16 protein-coding genes are annotated in these 19,663 nt (G+C 73.8%); 10 read left to right on the forward strand and 6 right to left on the reverse strand.

Annotation, left to right across the window (positions count from 1 at the left end):
* Positions 1-216: 216 nt before the first annotated feature.
* Complete coding sequence (locus tag OG406_RS39025; protein WP_329183106.1) at positions 217-1,578, reverse strand: SRPBCC family protein; 1,362 nt, start codon at positions 1,576-1,578, stop codon at positions 217-219.
* Between the two features lie 172 nt (positions 1,579-1,750).
* Here OG406_RS39025 and OG406_RS39030 point away from each other — a divergent pair, with 172 nt between their 5' ends.
* From OG406_RS39030 to ddaH, 9 genes are all read left to right on the forward strand, one after another.
* A complete protein-coding gene (locus tag OG406_RS39030; RefSeq protein ID WP_329183105.1) occupies positions 1,751-2,257 on the forward strand; it encodes a nuclear transport factor 2 family protein in 507 nt (168 codons plus the stop codon).
* Positions 2,258-2,706: 449 nt separating this feature from the next.
* A complete protein-coding gene (locus OG406_RS39035; protein WP_329190583.1) occupies positions 2,707-4,791 on the forward strand; it encodes a condensation domain-containing protein in 2,085 nt (694 codons plus the stop codon).
* 282 nt (positions 4,792-5,073) lie between these two features.
* On the forward strand, positions 5,074-5,292 hold the full coding sequence (locus tag OG406_RS39040) for a hypothetical protein (protein WP_329190584.1): 219 nt from the start codon (positions 5,074-5,076) through the stop codon (positions 5,290-5,292).
* A 116-nt stretch (positions 5,293-5,408) separates the two neighbouring features.
* Positions 5,409-5,999 (forward strand): Uma2 family endonuclease, encoded by a 591-nt coding sequence (locus tag OG406_RS39045; RefSeq protein ID WP_329183101.1) that lies wholly within the window; start codon positions 5,409-5,411, stop codon positions 5,997-5,999.
* Positions 5,986-6,216 (forward strand): helix-turn-helix domain-containing protein, encoded by a 231-nt coding sequence (locus OG406_RS39050; RefSeq protein WP_329183099.1) that lies wholly within the window; start codon positions 5,986-5,988, stop codon positions 6,214-6,216. The genes OG406_RS39045 and OG406_RS39050 overlap by 14 nt, the downstream gene beginning before the upstream one ends.
* 602 nt (positions 6,217-6,818) lie before the next feature.
* Complete coding sequence (locus OG406_RS39055; RefSeq protein ID WP_164370942.1) at positions 6,819-7,568, forward strand: acyl carrier protein; 750 nt, start codon at positions 6,819-6,821, stop codon at positions 7,566-7,568.
* 12 nt (positions 7,569-7,580) lie between these two features.
* Positions 7,581-9,932 (forward strand): polyketide synthase, encoded by a 2,352-nt coding sequence (locus OG406_RS39060; RefSeq protein WP_329183097.1) that lies wholly within the window; start codon positions 7,581-7,583, stop codon positions 9,930-9,932.
* Complete coding sequence (locus OG406_RS39065; RefSeq protein WP_267052109.1) at positions 9,932-10,777, forward strand: 4'-phosphopantetheinyl transferase family protein; 846 nt, start codon at positions 9,932-9,934, stop codon at positions 10,775-10,777. The genes OG406_RS39060 and OG406_RS39065 overlap by 1 nt, the downstream gene beginning before the upstream one ends.
* A 355-nt stretch (positions 10,778-11,132) precedes the next feature.
* Entirely contained in the window at positions 11,133-11,981 is an 849-nt protein-coding gene (gene ddaH, locus OG406_RS39070; protein ID WP_329183094.1) for a dimethylargininase, read from the forward strand.
* Between the two features lie 188 nt (positions 11,982-12,169).
* Here the strand turns inward: ddaH and OG406_RS39075 are convergent, their stop codons facing one another.
* The 3 genes from OG406_RS39075 to OG406_RS39085 form a co-directional block, all read right to left on the reverse strand.
* Positions 12,170-12,982 (reverse strand): hypothetical protein, encoded by an 813-nt coding sequence (locus OG406_RS39075; RefSeq protein ID WP_329183092.1) that lies wholly within the window; start codon positions 12,980-12,982, stop codon positions 12,170-12,172.
* 107 nt (positions 12,983-13,089) lie between these two features.
* The gene (gene argB, locus OG406_RS39080; protein ID WP_326843928.1) at positions 13,090-13,968 is read right to left on the reverse strand and encodes an acetylglutamate kinase; all 879 of its coding nucleotides are present in this window, start codon (positions 13,966-13,968) and stop codon (positions 13,090-13,092) included.
* Positions 13,969-14,796: 828 nt separating this feature from the next.
* Positions 14,797-16,149 (reverse strand): lysine N(6)-hydroxylase/L-ornithine N(5)-oxygenase family protein, encoded by a 1,353-nt coding sequence (locus OG406_RS39085; RefSeq protein WP_267052111.1) that lies wholly within the window; start codon positions 16,147-16,149, stop codon positions 14,797-14,799.
* A 344-nt stretch (positions 16,150-16,493) separates the two neighbouring features.
* Here OG406_RS39085 and OG406_RS39090 point away from each other — a divergent pair, with 344 nt between their 5' ends.
* Positions 16,494-17,138, forward strand: coding sequence for an FMN-binding negative transcriptional regulator (locus OG406_RS39090; RefSeq protein ID WP_081222077.1), 645 nt, complete (start codon positions 16,494-16,496; stop codon positions 17,136-17,138).
* Between the two features lie 39 nt (positions 17,139-17,177).
* On the opposite strand, the gene OG406_RS39095 is transcribed toward OG406_RS39090, so the two are convergent.
* Entirely contained in the window at positions 17,178-18,125 is a 948-nt protein-coding gene (locus tag OG406_RS39095; RefSeq protein ID WP_329183088.1) for an LmbU family transcriptional regulator, read from the reverse strand.
* Between the two features lie 245 nt (positions 18,126-18,370).
* Entirely contained in the window at positions 18,371-19,552 is a 1,182-nt protein-coding gene (locus OG406_RS39100) for a serine hydrolase domain-containing protein (RefSeq protein ID WP_329183086.1), read from the reverse strand.
* Positions 19,553-19,663 lie beyond the last annotated feature (111 nt).

Here is a 19,663-nt window from a genome sequence, read left to right on the forward strand (position 1 = left end):
CCACCCGGGACGGTCACGCACCCGCCACCCGGGACGGCGCCGCACACCCGCCACCCGGGACGGTCACGCATCCGCCACCCGGGAGGGCGCCGCGCGCACCCGCCACCCGGGACGGTCACGCATCCGCCACCCGGGACGGCGCCGCACACCCGCCACCCGGGAGGGCGCCACACACCGGCCGCACGCGAGCCGAAGGCCTCAACAGGCCTGTCCCCGCTACCGTCGTGGCAGTGCCTGCACCGCCGACTCGGCGTGCCGGGCGGCCTGTTCGAGGATCGCGCGAGACGTCTGCCCGATGGCATCCCGCACCCGCTCGCCCAACCCGCCGTCCTCCAGGCCGCCCAACCTGCCGTCCTCCAGGCCGCCCACCCCGCCGTCCTCCGGGCCGCGCACCCCGCCGCCCTCCGGCACCGGCCCCTGCCCCTGCCCCGCAGATCCGCGCACGGTCCGTCCCCGGCCGTCCTTGGGCGCCGGCCTCGGCATCGACCTCGGCCCAGCAGGCGAGTCCGCGCTGCGCCCCTGTCCCCGGCCCGTCTCCGACCCCAGATCTGACCCCGACCCCAGACCTGACCCCGGCATCAGCCCCGGCGCCGGCTCCTGACGCCCGCTCAAGTCCGCCACCCCGGCGAGGACATGCGTCGCACTGCGGCCGGGCGGCGCATACGGGCTCTCCTGGGGCGGTGCCGTGTCGGTGCCGGGCGGTTCCGTGCTCTCCTGGCCGTCGATCGCGTATGCGTCGTCCGGCGGGGCGGCGTGTTCGTCGAGGAGCACCGTGTGTTCGGCGATCACACGCACCCCGTGTTCGTCGGGCAGGACCGACCACTCCCCGGTGTGTGCGGCGACGGGCGCCCAGGGCGTGGTCGTCTTGTAGACGATGCGCCCGGCGTGCGGGAAACACAGCCGCAGCGAACGCGTGGCGCGCACCGTGTGGTCCGGCAGCCGCAGACGGTAGTCGACGGCTTGGATCCCGGGGGAGACCTCGCTCAGCTCGACGTGCCGCACCTGCGGTACGCGGCCGGCCCAGTCGCCGGCCCGGTAGAGGAAGTCGTAGACGACCTCGCCCGGCCCCTCGATGCGCAACGACTCCTGGAACCTCAGCACCCGTTGCCGCGAACCGCCGCGGCCCTCCGCGATCCTGCGCACACTGCGCAGCGCGCTGCGGGCGTTGTCCCCGGCGGCCAGAGCGGCCCGGACCGCCTCCGCCCCGTGGGAACCGGCGGCGACGGTGAACTCGTGCACCACGCTCACCACACACCCGTGCCCGCCCGCCGCCTCCGAGACGCTCCACTGCCCGGCCAACGACGCGATCGGCGCCTCGCCGCGCAACCGCCAGAACTCGATGCGCCGCTCGCCCGGGTGGGCCACCCGCGCCCACAGCGAGCAGCGCACACGGCCGCCCGCGTGCTCCCACACCCGCAGCCGCTCCCGGTCTCCCTCGGCGTCCATGCGCTCCACATGCACGACACCCGCGCTGTACAGCGGCCTGCGCACGGCGTCCGCGAGCAGGGCGTAGACCACCTCGGCCGGCGCGGCCACCTCCGCCGAATGCCGCAGGCGCCGCACACGCTCACCAGACATCAAAGACACCTCCACCCTCATGTCCCGCTCTTCACACCCGAGAAGCAGGGAGCGCTCGCCACCACCCCCTGGTGACTCCCACCGTCGGCTCCCTCACTCGAGGAGTATTCGAAGGATGCTCGAGCCGTGCCTCAAAGACTGTCCAGGACCGGACAGAAGGAGACCGAGGACCATGACCGTCGAACTGATGGCGACCGCCGAACACGCCCCGCACAGAGAAGAGTTCGCCGCCCTGTACGCACAGGTGCAGCAGTTCTACGCGCGCCAGATGCGCATCCTCGACGCCGACGCCGACGCCGACGCCGACGCCGACGCCGACGCCGACGCCGACGGCGGCGAAGCACGCTGGGCGGCCACCTTCACCGAGGACGCCGTCGTCGAACTCCCCCTGCTGCCCGCCCCGCTACGGGCCCGCGCCGGCCTCACCCACTACGCCCGCGCCGCCGCGGATCGCCGGCGACGGGCCGGCAGCCGCCTGCACCACTGGGTCGGCATGCTCGACGTCCGGCCCCGGCCCGACGGCACCCTGCACACCCGCTGCTCCGCCCTCGCCCACGCCACACCCCCCGGCGCGACCTCCAAGGTCCTGTACGTGTGCGTCATGGAGGACGTGCTGGTCCGCACCCACGGCACCTGGCGCACCGCCCACCGCCGGATCACCCGCGACGACCTCGCCTGACCCCACCCCACCCGGCGACCTGCCCCGCCCCGTCCGGCGACCCGCCCGCCCCGTGCGGCGGCCAACCGTCCGGCCCCGCACCCGGCCCGGCGGGCAGCGCATCGCCCGCGCCGCACCTCGGCCGGCACCGCAGCGACCGCCACCCCCACCGCGCCGCCCGCGATCCGGCCCCGCGCCCACGCCCCAGCCCCCGGGCGGGCCCCACGCCCACGCCCCGGTACAGGCCGGCCCCACGCCCAGCCCCCACGCCCTACGCCCACGCCCCCCGGTACCGGGCCCCAACACCCTTCCGCTTTCCCCTCGGTGGGCCGGGCGCATCGTGCGTGGGCCGGGTCGAGTGGGATGTCAGGGCGGTGTCAGAGGTTTGTCGGGGGGCTGCCGCATGCTTGGGCAGCGCCTCGTGAGGAGAGGGGGAGGGGGCTTCATCGGCGCGTGCCTCCGGACTGCCGATGACCACGAACCGTTTCGCCCGGCTGCCGCAGCGCGAGCCGATCACCGTCGTCGTGGACCTGGGACCCGGCGCCGCCCCCGTCCTGGAACTGTGCGGCCCCCTGCCCGCCACCCGCATCGAGGCCGCCCTCGACACCATCACCGCCCGCCACCCCGACGCCCGCGCCTGGAAGACCGACCTGGACCGGCCCGGACCCGGCCGGCACACCGTGCGGTTCTCCACCACGGACGGCCCCGAGCGGACCGACTTCCCCCTCGGCGCCCTGGCCGACCTCCTCACCCGCGCCGGCCGCGGCGCCTTCACCACCCGCCACCAGAACGCGACCCTGCTGCAACGCGAACTCCTGGCCGCCGCCGACGCCCACCCCGGACCCGGCCGCCAGGTCGAACAGGCCTCCTTCGACTGGCACGGCCCCCTGGACGTGCCGCGCTTCACCACCGCCTGGCACTCCGTGTTCGCCCGCGAATCAGTGCTGCGCACCGCCTTCGACGACCAGAGCGAAGGCGCCCTGATCGTCCACGACCGGCCCGACCCGCAGGTCGTCCACCTGCCGCACGACAGCGCCGAATGGCACACCCTCGTCGCCTCCGACCGGCGCCGCGGCATCGACCCCCGCCGCCCCGCCCCGCTGCGCGTCACCCTCCTGGGCGGCGAGAGCGACGAGGCCGCCGACCTCGCCCGCACCGGCCCCGCCCGCGTCCTGCTCACCTACCACCACGCCCTGCTCGACAGCTGGTCGGTACGCCTGCTGGTCCGCGAGTTCTACCGCGCCTACCTCGCCGGCGGCGAACTGCCCGGCGGACAGCGCCGCCCCGACATGAGCGACTACACCGCCTGGCTCGCCACCCAGGACACCACCGCGGCCCAGGACTTCTTCACCCACACCGACGCCGGCGCGGACGACACCGACGCGGTGCGCGTGCCACCGCTGTTCACCGACACCGCCCACCGCATCGAGGGCCGCTCCCGGCTGCGCCTGACCCAGGAGGAGACCGCCCGCCTCGCCGACTGGGCCGCCCACTGGGGCGGCGGCGAGTCCACCGCCCTGCAGGCCGTCTGGTCCCTGCTCCTCTACCGTGCCGGCCGCGCCGAGGGCCCCTGCCACGTCCGCTTCGCCACCACCACCGCCGGCCGCGGCATCCTCTTCGAGGGCATCGAACGCACCCCCGGCGCGCTGGCCGGCCCCCTGCCGCAGTCCGTCCTGGTCGACCCGCACGCCACCGTGCCCCAGCTGATGACCCACCTGCGCGACCACTGCCTGGACCAGGCCGCCTACGAATGGGTGACCGCCGGCCAGATCCACGCCTGGACACGCCGCCCCGCCCCGCCCGCCGACACCCTGCTCACCTTCGAGACCCTGCCGCACGCCCTGAGCGAACTGGACGCCGAACTCGCCGCCCACGGCATCGAGGTGGAGCCGCCCCAGACCCTCGGCGCCCACACCGCCTACCCGCTGACCCTGACCGCCCACCACGACAGCGGCGACCGCCTCGTGCTGACCGCCTCCTACGACCAGGCACGCTTCTGCGAGATCACCGAACTCCTCGCCCACGCCGCCCTGCTGCTGCGCGAGCTCCCCCGCGGCGCCGGCCCGGACACCACCCTCGGCGACGTCCTGGCCCTCCTCACCCACCTGGGCACCGACCCCGCCCCCGGCCCGGTCCCCGCCACGGAGCAGGAGAGCGCACCCCCGCCCGCCGTGCTGCGCCCGCCCGCCCACCCCCGCGCCGCCACCCTCGCCCTGCTCCAGGCACCCGGCAGGACCCGGGCCTTCTACGACCGGATCGCCCGCGCCTACCCCGGCCCCGAGAACCTCCTCCTGCTCGCCCCCCTGCCCGCCGGCGGCGCCCACGCCGCCACGGCCGCCCGCGCCGCCTACGACGCACTCGCCCCCCACCTGCGCCCCGGCACCGGCCGCCCGGTCCTGGCCGCCTTCTGCGGAGACGGCGTCGCCGCCTGCACCCTCGCCCGCCTCGCCGCCGCCGACGGACACCAGCCCCGCGCCGTCGTCCTCGACACCACCGCCACCGACCCCGACGACCTCGCCCACCGCCTCGCCGCAACCACCCGCCCCCACCCCTGACCACCCCCCACCCCGGCCCACACTCCCCAACACCCGCACCCCACCGGGCCGCCGCACTTCACCGCACCACTGCACCACCGCACCACTGCACTTCACCGCGCACCGCACACCGCACGGCACCGGGCAGTCGGCCCGGCCGAGAGCAGCCGGACGCCGAGGAGGCAGCCATGCCGGACCCCACCCCCCCCCACCACCACCCCCGTCCCGACCGTTGCCCCGGCCCCGGCCGCGCGTACACGCAGGGACGAGAACGCCTCCCGGGCCTGGGCCGAGGCACTGGCGATGGCCTGTACGCACCCCGACCACGCCCGCCGCCCCCGCAGCGAACTGATGGCCGCCGCCTTGCAGGCACACCGCACACTGACCCGCGGACCGGGCCCCGGCGTGCCGCTCACCGCGCTGGGCCCGCACGGCGACCCGCGCGCCCTGGCCGCCTTCGTCGCGGTCTACGCCGCCCAGCAGCACCCGCGCGAGAGGCGCACCCCGGGCAATGCCGTCTGACATCCCACGGAGCCCGGCCTCGGACCCTCCGGCATGAGAGAACACTCCTGAGAACCGGTGCCGTTCTGCTGCGGCCCGTAGAGCTGCCCCGTATCCGTTCGGGATATATTTCATGCATGGACTATCAGCGGATGCGTGAGTACGCCGACCAGCTGCTCGCCGCGTCCCAGAGTGAACCCTGGAAGCTTGAGATCAGCGGCGACCAGATCGTCATGATGATGAGCCCCGTCGGCCGGCACCTGGGCCTCGTACGGTCCCTGCGTGTGCAGTTGGAGGCCCAGCTTCCCGGGACGAACCCGGGGTATCTCGCCGACGGCGACACCGACCTGGAGGACGTTTCGCTGGGTGTGAGGCGGGTCCCCGATCTGATGGTGTTCCACGAGGACCTTCTCGAGCGAGACGAACCGGCCCGGCCGGGCGACGTTCTCATGGTCTGCGAGGTCGTCTCGCGGGCGAACCCGGAGAACGACTACGCGGGAAAGCTCCGCGACTACCCGGCCATGGGGATCCCGCACTATCTGATCGTCGACCCTCGCACAGGGACTGTCCATGCCCACACCGAGCCCTACGCCGCCCCTGAAGGCCCCAGCTATGCCACGCACAGGCAATACCCGTTCGGCAAAAGCGTCGAGATCGGCCCGTGGCACATCGACACCAGCCGGTTCACCCGCTACGGCGACAGCGGGAGGGGCCGTGACTCTCGCTGAACTGCGCCGGTCCCAGGGGCTCACTCAGGTCCAGGTGGCGGACCTGATGAAGATCCAGCAGTCGAACGTCTCCCGGATCGAACGGTCCCCGGTCCATCAACTGGAACTGGCCACCATTCAGCGCTACCTCGGGGCCGTCAACGCCGACCTGCGCCTGATCGCCGATTTCGGCGGGAACAGGGTCGAGCTCGATATCGAGGCGCCCGCACCCGGCTGACGCGCGCGATCGTTCCGCCGACGCGCACCGCGCCCGTCCCCGTCGTCCGCCGACCGGGGCGGGCGCATCCGTGTGCGCCGGGACCGCGCGGGATGTGCGCGGGGCCGTGGCCGGTGTGACGCGGGCTCAGGCAGGCCCGGCCCGGGCCCCCTTCACCCCGACGGGTCCCCGACCGGGCTTCCCTCCGGGCCGCCCCCCGATCCCAATACAGACCGCCATGCCTGTTTACCGCCCCTCCCGTAAGGCTCGATCCGGCACCCGGGGAGTTACGCCTGGACCGGCCGCCCGCCGCGAGACATAAACAGGGCGCGCGGTCTGCTGGTTTTTGAACGCGCGCTGCCCCAATTGAAGCCTATTTGAAGCGACTTGGAGACGGACCTGCGGGGGTGGATCCCTTGAGGTGGTCTCAAGGTGAGCCCTGGAACTCTTCCAAAACAGCGGGTATGGTTTGGTCTTGAGGAAGCCCGACGGCACTACCGGTTCGCACCGTTGATCCGGAGCCGGTGTGGCCGGCCGTCCCGGCCGGGCGGGCGTCCGCGGAGGGGACGTACCGCTGCTGTTCCCGCCATCGGCCTGCAGGACGGAACCCTTGGAGCCAAGTCATGCACGATGAAAGCCAGTTCCCCCGCCCGGCTGCCTCCGATGGGGCGCACGAGCAGCTGCTCGGCTCACTCGTCGTGGTCCTCGCCGACGTCCTGCGGATCACGCCGGAGCGGATCGACCCGGAGGAGACCTTCCGGCTGCTGGGCCTCGGCTCGCTGCTGTCCGTCCAGTTCGTCGCCGCGCTCAACGGCCACTACGGCACCGACGTGCGCGCCGACGTCCTGCTCGACCACCCCACGCCCGCCGCTCTGGCCCGTCACCTGGCGCGCACCGTGCTCCCGCACGCCGCGGCCGCCGCGGGCGGACATCCCGTGCCCGCCCGCCCCATGGCGTCCACCGCCCTGCCGGCGGAGACGCACGACGACGCGGTCGGGCCGGTGCTGGAGACGCTGCGCGAGGAACTCGCCCGCATCCTGTGCTGCGACCCCTGGGACATCCACACCGAGGCCGCCTTCGCCCTGCTCGGTGTCGACTCCGTCATCGCCTCGGAGTTCGTCGCCGCCGTCAACCGGATCTACGGGCTGCAGGAACCCGCCGGCACCCTCTACGACCACCCCGACCTCGTGAGCCTCGCGGTGCACATCGTCGCGGCCGCTCCGCCGCACCAGGTCCCCGAGATCCTGCCCGCCCTGCTGGGCGTGACGGTGCCGGGAGCCGCCCCGCTGGGCATCGGCGCCCTGCTGGACGCGGTGCGCGCCGGATGGCTGTCCATCGACGACGCGCTGGGCCAGCTCTCGCACCGGGACTGAAGAAGCCAACCCATGGACGTCACAGCGGATCTCATGGACGAACGCGAAGTCCTCACCCGCTTCAAGGCGGGACGTCTGGAACGGGCACAGGCCGTCCGCATCCTCACGGCCCTGATGTCCACCGGCACCGCCCGGCACCCGGGCCCGCAGCAGCCGTTGCCCGCCCACGGTGCACACCGGCCGACCGGATCCGGGGCCGGCATCACGCAGTCCCCGCCGGCCGGCCTCGCCCGCAACGCGGCACCGGCGGGGGAGGCGACGCCGGGGCAGGCGCGGTCGGCGACGCCTGCCCCGGTGAACCACCCGGCCCCGGCCGCACCGGCCCGGCCCCCGCACGCGCCCGCACGGACCACACCCGCGCCCGCCCCCACCACGCCGTCCGCCCCGGCACGGCCGGCACAGGACCCCTCCACCCCGATGGCACAGGACACCTGCGACCCGGTGGGCCGGCCGGCGGGGGAGGCCCGCATCCGGGAAACAGGTGCCGTCGGCGCCGACGGACCCGAAGCGGACCTGGACCGGTACGCGGTGGTGGGGATCGCCGGACGCTACCCCGGCGCGGCCGACCTGCACCTGCACTGGCACAACCTGCGCGAGGGGCGGGACACCTCCTGCGCCGGGCCGCTGGACCGGCCCGGCGGACCCCTGCTCGAACCCGGCCTGCGCGGCCACTTCCTGGCCGGGGCAGCCGAGTTCGACGCGGAGTTCTTCGGACTGGACCCCGCCGAAGCCGCCCTGATGGACCCCCAGGCACGCCTGTTCCAGGAGATCGTCTGGGAGGCCCTGGAGGACGCCGGCTGCACCGGCTCCCGCCTGGACCGGCTGACCGGACCCGACGGCAGCCCCCGCGCCGTGGGCGTGTTCGCCGGCGTGAGCTCCGCCGACTACGCCCTGCTCGCCGCCCAGGACTGGAGCCGTGGCCGGCCCATGCCCGCCGCCGGCCACGGCGACCTCGCCGCCGGCCTCGCCGCCCGCCTCCGACTCAGCGGCCCCGCCCACGCCGTCGACAGCGCCACCACCTCCGCACTCGCCGCCGTGCACCTCGCCGTCGGCGCCCTGCGGCGCGGAGAATGCGCCGCGGCCGTCGCCGGCGGCGTCGAACTGCTGCTGCACCCCTCACGCGCCCGCGACACGGCCGGCGAGGGAGCCGGCGCCCTCGTCCTCAAGCCCCTCGCCCGGGCCCTCGCCGACGGCGACCACATCCACGCCGTACTCAGCGACACCACCTGCCCAAGCCCCCGACCCCCCGCACCCTCCCGGCAGTCCGGCCCGCCCGCCCCCGGCCCCGGCGTCCGCGAGAGCGAAGCGACGACCGCGCGCCGCATCGGCGACGCCGGCGCGGCCACCGGGATCGCGGCCCTGACCTCCGCCGTCCTCCAGCTGCGCACCGCCACCCTCGCACCCGCACCGGGCCGCCCCGCCGCCAAGGCCTGGCCCCGCCCGCGCACCCCGCACGGACAGGAACTGCCGCGCACCGCCCTCGTCGAACTCGCCCCCGCCCACGGCCCCCGCGTCACAGCCCTCCTCGAGGAGTTCCCGCCCCCGCCGACCGGCCCCACCACCCAGCCGGCACCCGCACAGGCACCGACACCTGCACACGTACCGGCACGGGTGCCGGGGTCCGGTCCGGAGCAGGCGGCGGCAGGTGAGGAACTCGTGCTGCTGTCCGCGCCCACCCCGGCCCACCTCGCGGCGCTGGCCGCCCGCCTCGCCGACTGGATCGCCCCCGCCACCACCCCACCCGCCGAGCCGATCGCCCCGGCCGGCACGGAACCCGCCGACCGCACCACCCCACCCACCGCCCCGGACACCACCCCCGACGGGGGCGCGCCCGCCACCCCGGCATCCGCCCCCGGCCCGAAGCCGGCCCCCGCACCCGCTGTGGGCGCGCCGGCCTCACTCGGCGCGCTGGCCCGGACCCTGCGCACGGGCCGTGCCGCACTGCCCTGCCGGCTCGCCCTGACCGTCCGCGACCTGCCCCGACTCCACACGGCACTGACCCGGTTCGCGGCCCAACCGCACAGCACGCAGAGTGTGCAGGACGTGCAGGGTGAGGGGATCGTCAGCGCCGACCTGCGCTCGGCCCCGCACGACCCCTACGCCCTCGCCGGTGTGCCCGAGACCGGCGACTACCTGGCCGCGCTGTGGCACGCCGGGCGGCTGGAGCAGCTGAGGCGGCTGTGGCTGTCCGGCCTGCCCGTCGACTGGGCCGCCCTGGAGCGGCGCGCCGGTGCCGGCGCCATGGTGGTGCCCCTGCCCCCGTCGCCTCTCCTGCGCCGTCCGCTGTGGCTGGGCGACACCCACCCCACCGCCGCCCCGGCGGACGAGGCCGGTCGGGCCGGTGCAGCGGGGGAGTCGAGCTGATGCAGCCCACCGCCCTGCACCGCGGCCATCCGGCCGGACCCGCGGAACCCGACCGGGCCCCGCCGGTCAAACTCTGGTTCTGCACCAACGAGGAACTCGCCGCCGAGTTCGCCCAGATCCTGGCAGGGGCCTGGCTGGACGCACCCGAACGCGAACTCGCCGAACGCTTCCTGTTCGAACGCGACCGTCACCAGTACCTCATCGCGCACGTCCTGGTGCGCCGCGTGCTGGCCCTGGAGACGGGCGTGCCCGAGTCGGAGGCCGTGATCTGGCGTTCGCCCCGCGGCCGCCCCTTCTTCCGCAAACCCCCCGAAGGGCTGCTGCGCGGCGGCCGCAAACTCGACTTCAACCTCTCCCACACCCACGGGCACAACCTGCTCGGCATGGTGCGCCGCCACCGCATCGGTGTGGACGTCGAACGTCTGGACCGCGGCGACCGCGGCCTGAGCGCCGTCGTCGACACCTTCGCGCCCACGGAACAGCAGTGGGTGGCCAAGGCGCCCCCCGGCCGGCCCCAGGACCGCCGCGTGCTGCGCCTGTGGACACTCAAGGAGGCCTACTCCAAGGCCCGCGGCCTGGGCCTTGGCCTGCCCTTCGACTCGTTCGCCTTCGAACTGGCCGAGGACAACGGCGTCCTGGGCTTCACCCCTCCCCACGACGACAGCGAAGGCGCCCCGCGCTGGCGGTTCCTGGAACTGGAACCGGCCCCCGACGTGCTGGCCGCCGTCGCGGTGATCGTCGACCCCGGCTCGCCCGCCGTGCTCCAGCTCCACCACGGCTTCCCCTGGAGCCGCAGCGTGCCCCAGCTGATCGCCCTGCCCGACCCGGCACCGATCCTGCCCTGACACCCGACCCGCCCCACCCGGGGAACGCTTGAACACCGATCGAGCGCAGCGCCCCCGCCGGCCCCACCCCGCTAGCCTGAACAAGCACATCAACAACCCCTGTATGAAGGGGAGTTGACGAAGTCCGCCGACCGTGTCCGGCGGGGTCCCCGACCGGCCGGCCGGGCCGCCGGGTGCGCCACGCGGCCACCCCGGCCCGAGCCCCCCGGTCACCCCGGGAACCGGCCGGGCCCCGCACCCGCCTCGCACCTTCCTCGTACGAAGGCCCGCCACCGGGCCACGCCGGGCCGGCGCCGCACACCCCGCGACGCCGCGCCCGCACCCTTCTCCCACGAAGAACACAGGAGGACCCGTCATGCCGTCGACCGGCACCGCACTCCAGGAACAGACACCCCGCACCCAGCGCACCGCGACCCCGCACCGTCTGCTCATGTGCCGCCCGCAGTACTTCGGCGTGACCTACAGCATCAACCCGTGGATGAACCCCGACAAGCCGACCGACACCGCCACCGCCCTGCTCCAGTGGGAGCAACTGCGCGAGCTGTACGTGTCCTTGGGACACACCGTCGAGGTCGTCGAGCCCGTCGACGGGCTCCCGGACATGGTGTTCGCCGCCAACGGCGCCACCGTGGTGGACGGCAAGGTCCTCGGCGCCCGCTTCCGCCACCGTGAGCGCACCGCGGAAGGCCCCGCCTACCTCGACTGGTTCGCCCGCAACGGCTACCGCGAGCTTTTGTGGCCCGAGCACATCAACGAGGGCGAGGGCGACTACCTGCGCGTGGGACGCCGGATGCTGGCCGGCACCGGCTTTCGCACCGACGCCCGCTCCCACGCCGAGGCCCAGGAGTTCTTCGGCCTCCCCGTGACGGGCCTGACCCTGGTCGACCCCGCCTTCTACCACCTGGACACCGCGCTCGCGGTGCTCTCCGCGGACGAGATCATGTACTACCCGCAGGCCTTCAGCCCCGGCAGCCGGGCCGTGCTCAGGGCAATGTTCCCCGACGCCGTCCTCGCCGACGCGCAGGACGCCGCCGTCTTCGGCCTCAACGCCTTCAGCGACGGCCTCAACGTCCTGCTGCCCCAGGCGGCCACCGGCCTCATCGGCCGGCTCAAGGAACGCGGCTTCAACCCGATCGGCGTCAGCCTCGGCGAGCTCCTCAAAGCCGGCGGCAGCGTCAAGTGCTGCACCCTCGACCTCTCCTGACCCCGCACCACCCCGAGCCCGCACCACCCTGAACCGGCACCACCCTGAACCGGCACCACCCTGAACCGGCACCGTCCTGAAGCGGCACCGTCCTGAAGCGGCACACCCCGCCCCCGCCCACTCCCACCCACGCCCCGGACAGGGCAGCCGGGACGGGGCGGGGGCGGGGGTGCAGTCGGCCGTGGTGGTCAGGACAGGCCGGTCAACGCGGAGAAGACGTCGTCGAGTTCGTGCGAGTGCACGGTCAGCGACTCGGCCGTGACCGCCGCCGCGTCCAGCACGCCGAGCACCGCCCGCAGCGACTCCGTGCCCGCCTCCCCGGGAATCTGCAGGGTCAGCGTCTCGGGATCACTGAACGCACCCCCGCCCGGGCCCGCGCCGAAGGCGGCCCCCGCACGCTCGAGCGCCGCCTCGTCGGCGAACCGCAGCCGCACCACCCCCGGCGGCGCTCCCCGCCCGGACCCGGCGCGGACCCTCACCGCGCCCGGCCCGGGCTCGGGACGCCCCGGCACGAGACTCAGCCCGGCCCGACGGACGGCAGCCGCACCCGGCACCCCGCCAAGGAGCCCGTCCCCGCTGCCGTACACCCCCACGCCGTACGCGTACGCCTCCCCGCCCCCCTCCTCGTCCCCGATCCCGAGCTCGTCGTCCTCGTACCGGCCGGCGTCGTACAGGTCCCCGTCCCCGGCGTCGTTCCCGTCGTCGGAGAACCCGTCGTCGGGGGCGGCCTCGGTCAGGGCGTCCAGCAGGATCCGGCGGGCCTCGGGGGACAGGGAGCGGGCCAGGCGGCGGGACAGTTCGCGGGCCTGGCCGCCGCCGGTCTCGGCGGCGACGGCCAGCTCGGCCGCCCCCTGCGGCGTGAGATCCGCCGACGGCCCCGGCCCCAACTCCTGGCTCTGGGCCGGGAGGCCGGGCGGGCGGGATACGGGCCCGGGGGAGGGCAGGGCGTGCAGGGGAGTGCCGGCCGGGCCGGGAGCCCAGGGGGTGTCGGTCACGGGCACGGCCCTCGCCTTCGCTCGCGTGGTGTCGTCCGCGCCGCCGACGGGCCCACTGGCCCGGGCGACCCGCCCGCACCGCTGCTGTTGGTGTGGCTCACGTGGTCGGTGGTTCACGGACGGGGCTCACTCTCGTGCGGGTCCGCCACGATGAGCGTGCCCGCCCGGTGTCCGGCGAACATCTGCAGGAGCACCGCATGCGGGACCCGCCCGTCGATCACCCGGGCCGCGCCCACCCCGCCGCGCACGGCGTGCAGACAGCCGGTCATCTTGGGCACCATGCCCTCGCTCAGTTCGGGCAGGAGCTTCTCCAGCTCGCCGGCCGTCAGCTGCTCGATCACCTCGTCGCTGTGCGGCCAGCCCGCGTACAGGCCCGCGACGTCCGTCAGCATGACGAGCGCGTGCGCCCGAAGCGCCCGCGCCAGGGCGGCGGCGACGGTGTCGGCGTTGACGTTGTGGACCAGGCCGTCCTCGGTGCTGCGGGCCAGCGGTGAGACGACCGGGATCCGGCCGTCCGCCAACAGGCCCTCGACGACGCCGGTGTTCACCCCCGTGATGTCACCGACCCGGCCGATGTCCACCGGTTCCCCCTCGATCCACGGCACGTGCCGCACCGAGGTGAGGGTGTCGCCGTCCTCGCCGGTCATGCCGACGGCCAGCGGCCCGAACCGGTTGATCAGACCGACCAGTTCGCGCTGCACCTGACCGGCCAGGACCATCCGCACCACCTCCATCGCGGGCGGCGAGGTGACCCGCAGACCGGCCCTGAACTCGCGCTGCAGGCCGCGCCGCGCGAGCTCGGCGTCGATCTGGGGGCCTCCGCCGTGCACCACCACGGGCCGCAGCCCGGCATAGCGCAGGAAGACGACGTCGCGGGCGAAGGCCGCCGTGAGGCCGGCGTCGACCATGGCATGGCCGCCGAGTTTGATGACGATCGTGCGGCCCTGGTGGCGGGCCAGCCACGGCAGGGCCTCCCCGACCGCCGAGGCCATCGCCTGGGCGGGGTGCACGCTGACGGTCACGAGAACCTCGCACGCCGGGAGGCGGGGCCGCCGGCGGGGCGGTTGGCACGCATAGGCACGACTCCTTCGGTAAAGGGCCCCGGCCCGCGGGGGCGGGCCCCGCAGACCGGTGGACATGCGCTTGAAGACGGCACGAAAGGACTTGGCCGTGCGGCGCCCCGTTGGGAAGGTGAACACCTAAAGGCCCCGCCCGCCGAACGCGCCGCCATCATCGCGCCGCACACGGACCGGCGGAAGCCGATTCCCGCCGGCACACGCACACGGGCGGCTTCTTCGTTCTTTTCCGCATGCCGCCGCCCAGGGCGCTCACGTCCTGCCGACAGGACAGCATCCGGTATCCGCCGCGAGCGCGGGCGGAACAATTCCCGCAGCATCGCAACGGACGGCGAGGACCGCGCCGATTCCGTGACCGGACATGCCGCCCGGCCAACCGGATCCGCCGTTCCCCCACCTGCCGCCGATCCTCCTGCGGGCACTCTCCCCACCCTTTTTCGGTCGTGTGAACCGGAGGAACGGATCCCGCTCGCATGTCCCTAGCGGGCCGCTCGCGTTCCGCTTGAATTCCTCTCGCCTTTCGCTCGTCTTTCGCTCGCTTTTTCGCTCGGGAAACGGTTCGAGCGCGCGGGCGTTCCGGCGAGGTCGCGGATGCCGTGCACGGCGAACCGGCGTGCCCGAACACCACAAGCCGAACACCGCGAGCGGCCCGCTCGTGGCCCGCTCGCGTTCCGCTCGTGGTCCCCGGTGCCGGGCATGCGGCACCGGGGGACCGGGCGTCACCCGCCCGGGGGAGGGCGCGGATCAGACGGTGGAGGGTTCGGCCTGCACCGGGCAGCCGTGCTCCAACTCCCGCTCGGTGCGCCCCAGCACGATCGAGTCGGCGATCTCACCGCTGCGCACGGCGATGTTCGACAGCAGCGCCGACGACAGGCCGTGACTGTGCTCGGTGCCGCCCTGCAGATAGACACCGCAGGTCAGATCCGACGCGGGCACCAGGCGGTAGTCGCGCTCCACCCGGTGGCGGCCCGCCGCGTCCCGCTGGAAGTGCCGGTCGAAGTCGCCGAGCAGCCGGGCCGGGTCCAGGCCGTCGTAGCCGGTGGCGAACACCAGGGCGTCGACGGCCAGTTCCTCCGTCGAGTCGTCCAGCAGCGACCGCAACAGCACCCGCGTCTCGTTCCCGGCCCGCTTGACCTCCGCGACCCGGGTCAGGTTGCGGAAATGCAGCCGCCGGCTGCCGCGCACCTGCTCGTCGTACAGCCGCTGGAAGAGGGACTGGATGACGTCGGCGTCGACCACCGAGTAGTTGGTGTTGCGGTGGTAGCGCCAGAACGCGTCCTGGGCCTGTTCGTTGCCGAAGTAGTACTCGTCGACCGCGCCGGGGTCGAAGACCTGGTTGGCGAAGGGGGTGTCGTCGGCGACGGAGTAGCCGTAGGAGGGGATGACCGCGCTGACCTGGGCGTCCGGCAGCGTGTCGTGGAGGAACCGGGTGATCTCCGCCGCGCTCTGCCCGGCGCCGACCACCGCCACGCTCTTCAGGCCGGCCGGGTCCTGTTCGTGGAAGCGGCCCAGGAACTGCGAGCTGTGCCACACCCGTTCGTCCGCGTTCACCCCCTCCGGCAGCCGCGGCACCAGGCCCGTGGAGATGGCCACGTTGCGGGCGGTCACCCGGCTGAGGGTGCCGTCACCCGCGCGGACCTCGACCTCGACGAGGTCGGGACGGGCCACCCCGCCCTCGGTGCCGGGCCGGATCGCGGTGACCTCGGCACCGTAGGTGACCCGGTCGCCCAGGCTCGCGGCCGCCCACTCCAGGTACTGGTGGAACTCCTGGCGGGTCGGGAAGAAGTCCTGGTTGTTCACGAACTGCACCAGCCGGTTCGCCGCGTGCAGATACGAGACGAAACTGAACCGGGACATCGGATTCCTGAAGGTCGCCAGGTCCTTGAGGAAGGAGATCTGCATGGTCGTCGACGGCAGCAGCATGTTCCGGTGCCAGCCGAACGAAGGCTGCCGCTCGAAGAAATGGGACGTGACCGGATGCTCCGGAGCGCTCGCCCCGTGCTCCTCCAAGGCGATCGCGAGCGACAGGTTGGACGGGCCGAACCCGATACCGACCACGTCGTAGATCTCCTGGCTGCGCCTGCCCGTTATGCCCATAGAAAACTCTCCCGCTTGCGTCTGGAAAACTCGGCCGGTGGCCCGAGAGACCGTTCTGCAGTGTTGCTGTGGAGAGCCTCTCAAAGGCAACTTGAAGATGGCATGAAGACCGTTCGAGAAGTTCTCGAAGTGCCCGGCATCCGGAAAGCGTTGTCCTGCCGGCGGGACGGCGATATGGTCGGCGCACATTTCCAGAACTCCGCGCGGCACCGCCGACGGCGAGATGCCCGGAGCAATACCGGACCCGCGTGCGATCCGATCCGCCGATCGGCCACGCCCCGAACCGAAACCGCTCTTCGATCCACCGTCATGCTCCGAGCCATTTTCCGAAAGGGTGAATCCGCATGTTCGTGCCCAGCTCCTACCGTGAACCGGACAGTTCGTGGATGGTGGACCTGATCCGCGCCAATCCCCTGGCCCTCGCGGCCGCCAACGGCCGCCCCGAGGACGGCCCGTTCGCCACCCACCTGCCGGTCATCTTCGACCCCGACACCTCGGGGGAGTGGACGGGCGAACTGCCCGGCGCCACCCTCCTGGGACACATGAACCGGGCGAACCCGCACTGGGCGGCACTGGAGTCGGGCAGCGTCCTGCTGCTGACGTTCACCGGCCCGCACTCCTACGTCTCACCCACCGTCTACGAGGTGACCCCGGCCGCCCCGACGTGGAACTTCACCGCCGTCCACGTGCGGGGCGTGGTGGAGAAGATCGACTCGGTGCAGGAGACCCTGGGCGTCGTGGAGTCCACCGTCCGCGCCTTCGAGGGACGGTTCGGCGACGGCTGGGACATGACCGCCTCCCTCGGCTACTTCCGCAAGATCGCGCCTGCCGTGGGAGCGTTCCGCTTCACCGTGACCGGCGCCGAGGGCATGTTCAAACTCAGCCAGGAGCAGCCCGGCGAAGTCCGCGAGCGGGTCCGGGAGTCGTTCGGGCAGAGCGCCTGCACCTACAAGCGCGAGACGGCCGGCCTGATGAGCAGGCTTCCCTGAACAACACCAGGAGGCGGCCGGGGGCCGCGGCGCCGGATGTCAGGCGCTGACGGCCACCGCCCGCACCCGCACCGCCCTGCCGCCACCGGCCGCACCCTCCCGGCCCTCACCCCTGCCCCCACCCGGCGCCACAGCCGGTGAGACGGCCGCCGGGCCGCGTGCCGCGACACCCCGGACCCCGGCCACCGCCTCCCGGCCCCCCACAAGCCCGTCCTGTCCTTCCGACGCGTCCTGCGGGTCCTGCGCGTGCTGCGCGTCCTGGGCGTCCTGGCCGTGCTGCGGGTGCTCTGCGTGGTCGCCGGGTGCGTCCGGGTCCCGCAGCGCGGTCGCGGCCGCGCTGTCCAGCGTCGCCGTCACCCACTGCTCGAAATCGACACCCAGCTGCTCCGCCGCCCGGTGCCACCACTGCAGACGGCTGCCGGGCAGATCCAGACGCTGAGCGGCCTCCTCCTCCTCCGCCGCCGCGGCCGGCGGCTGCTGCTGCTCGCTGCGGCGCGCGGCACGCAGCGCACTGCGCAGCTGCTTGGTCGTCCACCGCTGCCGCTCGGCCCGCTCCAGCCACCGGTCCTGCTCCTCGGCCGGCATCGACGCCAGCTCGGCATGGTGCTGGAAACTCAGGCCGGCCCGGCGCCGCGCGAGCGGAAAACGCCGCGACACCCAGGCGTAGTTGCGCAGCGTCTGGTAGGAGAGCCCCACCGCGCGTATCCCGCGCTGGTAGCGGTCGGTGTAGTGGTCCTTGCCGTAGACCAGCCAGTCGCCCAGCCACCACGACGAGGAGTCGAGGACATCGGCGAGCTGACGCCCGGCCCGCTCCCACTCGTCGTACGCCATCAGCTCCGGCATCTGCAGACCCACCCGGGTCGTCAGCACCTGACCCCGGCGCGCCCCGGTCGCCACCGTGCGCGGCTGCTGCGGCGCGCCCTGTGCGAGAGCGGTGGCCGGGCCGCCGTGCGACCCCGCGGTCCGACCGGCCTGATGCTCCATCATGCCTCCAGTGAGAGAACGGGGGTTGTGGCACACGACCGGCGAGGACTCTTCCAGCGCGGGCTGGAGCGGAACCGGAGCCGAACTCGAACTACCGCACGGCGAACACCTCTACGACGTCGCCCCGGCCCTGCCCCGCCCTTCCAGGGAAGTGGGGGAGAGGTGCATCGCCCCGCCGACGGGACCGGCCGGCGGGGCGATGCACCGCCGCCGGACGACATGGCGTCACCCACGGCCGGCCGGGCGGGTCAGTGCGCGGCGGACGGCGCCGGGCAGAACTCGGCGTCCAGGACGGGCAGGACCGTTTCCGCACCCCAGTTGCTGTTGTAGTTGAACGTCAGCTGGTGGCTGCCGTCCTCGGTCAGGGCGGACAGCGACAGCCACCCCACTGCGCCGCCGTCGTGATACCAGAGGGTGATGCCGCAGCCCAGCGTGAGCCGCTCGATGCCCAGCCCGTAGGACGAGATGGGGAAGTCGGGGTTGTCGACGGTCGTCTTGAGTTCCTTCAGCTGCTGCGCCGGCAGCAGCTTTCCGCCCAGCAGCGCCCCGAAGAAGCGGTTCAGGTCCGCGGCGCTGGAGATGATGTCGCCGTTGCCCCAGTTCTGCGAGCCGTTGACCGCGGTCACGTCGTCGACCCGGTCCGGCTGCGCGGCGAACAGCCGGGAGTAGCCGCGGCTGCTGGGCCGGGGCAGGCCGGTGCGCTCGCCGGGATTCGACGTCGCCGTGAGCCGGAGCGGCTCGATGATCCGCCGGCGCACCTCGTCCTCGTAGGAGCGGCCGGCGACCTTCTCCACCACGAGGGCGGCCAGGACATCGTTGGTGTTGGAGAACCAGTGCCGCACACCCGGTCCGAACGCCGGCGGGTGCGCGAGGGCCACCTTCACCCGCAGCAGGGGCGTCAGCGTGTCGTAGCGGTGGCGCAGGTACCCCTCGCCCGCCAGATACGTCTGCCCGTACGCCGGGTCCGAGACGTAGTCGAACAGGCCGCTGGTGTGGTTGAGGAGCTGACGCACGGTGATCGCACGGCCGTCGTTGCCGTTGCCGCTGACCAGGCCCGGCAGGTAGCGGTCCACGCTGTCGTCCAGGCGCAGCTTCTTCTCCGCCTCCATCTGGAGCAGGACCGTCGCGACGAAGGTGTCGGTGATGTTCCCGGTGCGGAACCGGTCGTCGGTGCCGCGCGCGGCACCCGTGGCCAGGTTGCCCACGCCCGCGGCGGTCTTCCACACCCCGCCGGCGTCGCGCGCCGCGGCGGTGACACCGGGGACACCGGCCGCGACGGCCGCCTCGAGTGCCCGCCGGGTCGCCTGGTGGGCGGCCGGGGCGGGGGCGGTGTCGTGCGCCGCCTGGGCCGGGGCGGTGAACACACCCGCCGTCAGCGCGAGCGCCGCCACACCGACCGCACCGGCCCGGGATCTCTTGCCTGTCCTCATGTTCTGGCTCCTGACATTCATCTGTCGGTACGTGTCTGGCGCAGGGGGTCCGTGCGACGTACGACGTGCGGGTACGTGTTCCTGCGCAGTGCGGGGGCACGTGCTGTGCCC

The sequence above is a fragment of the Streptomyces sp. NBC_01428 genome (assembly GCF_036231965.1).
Classification (GTDB): Bacteria; Actinomycetota; Actinomycetes; order Streptomycetales; family Streptomycetaceae; genus Streptomyces.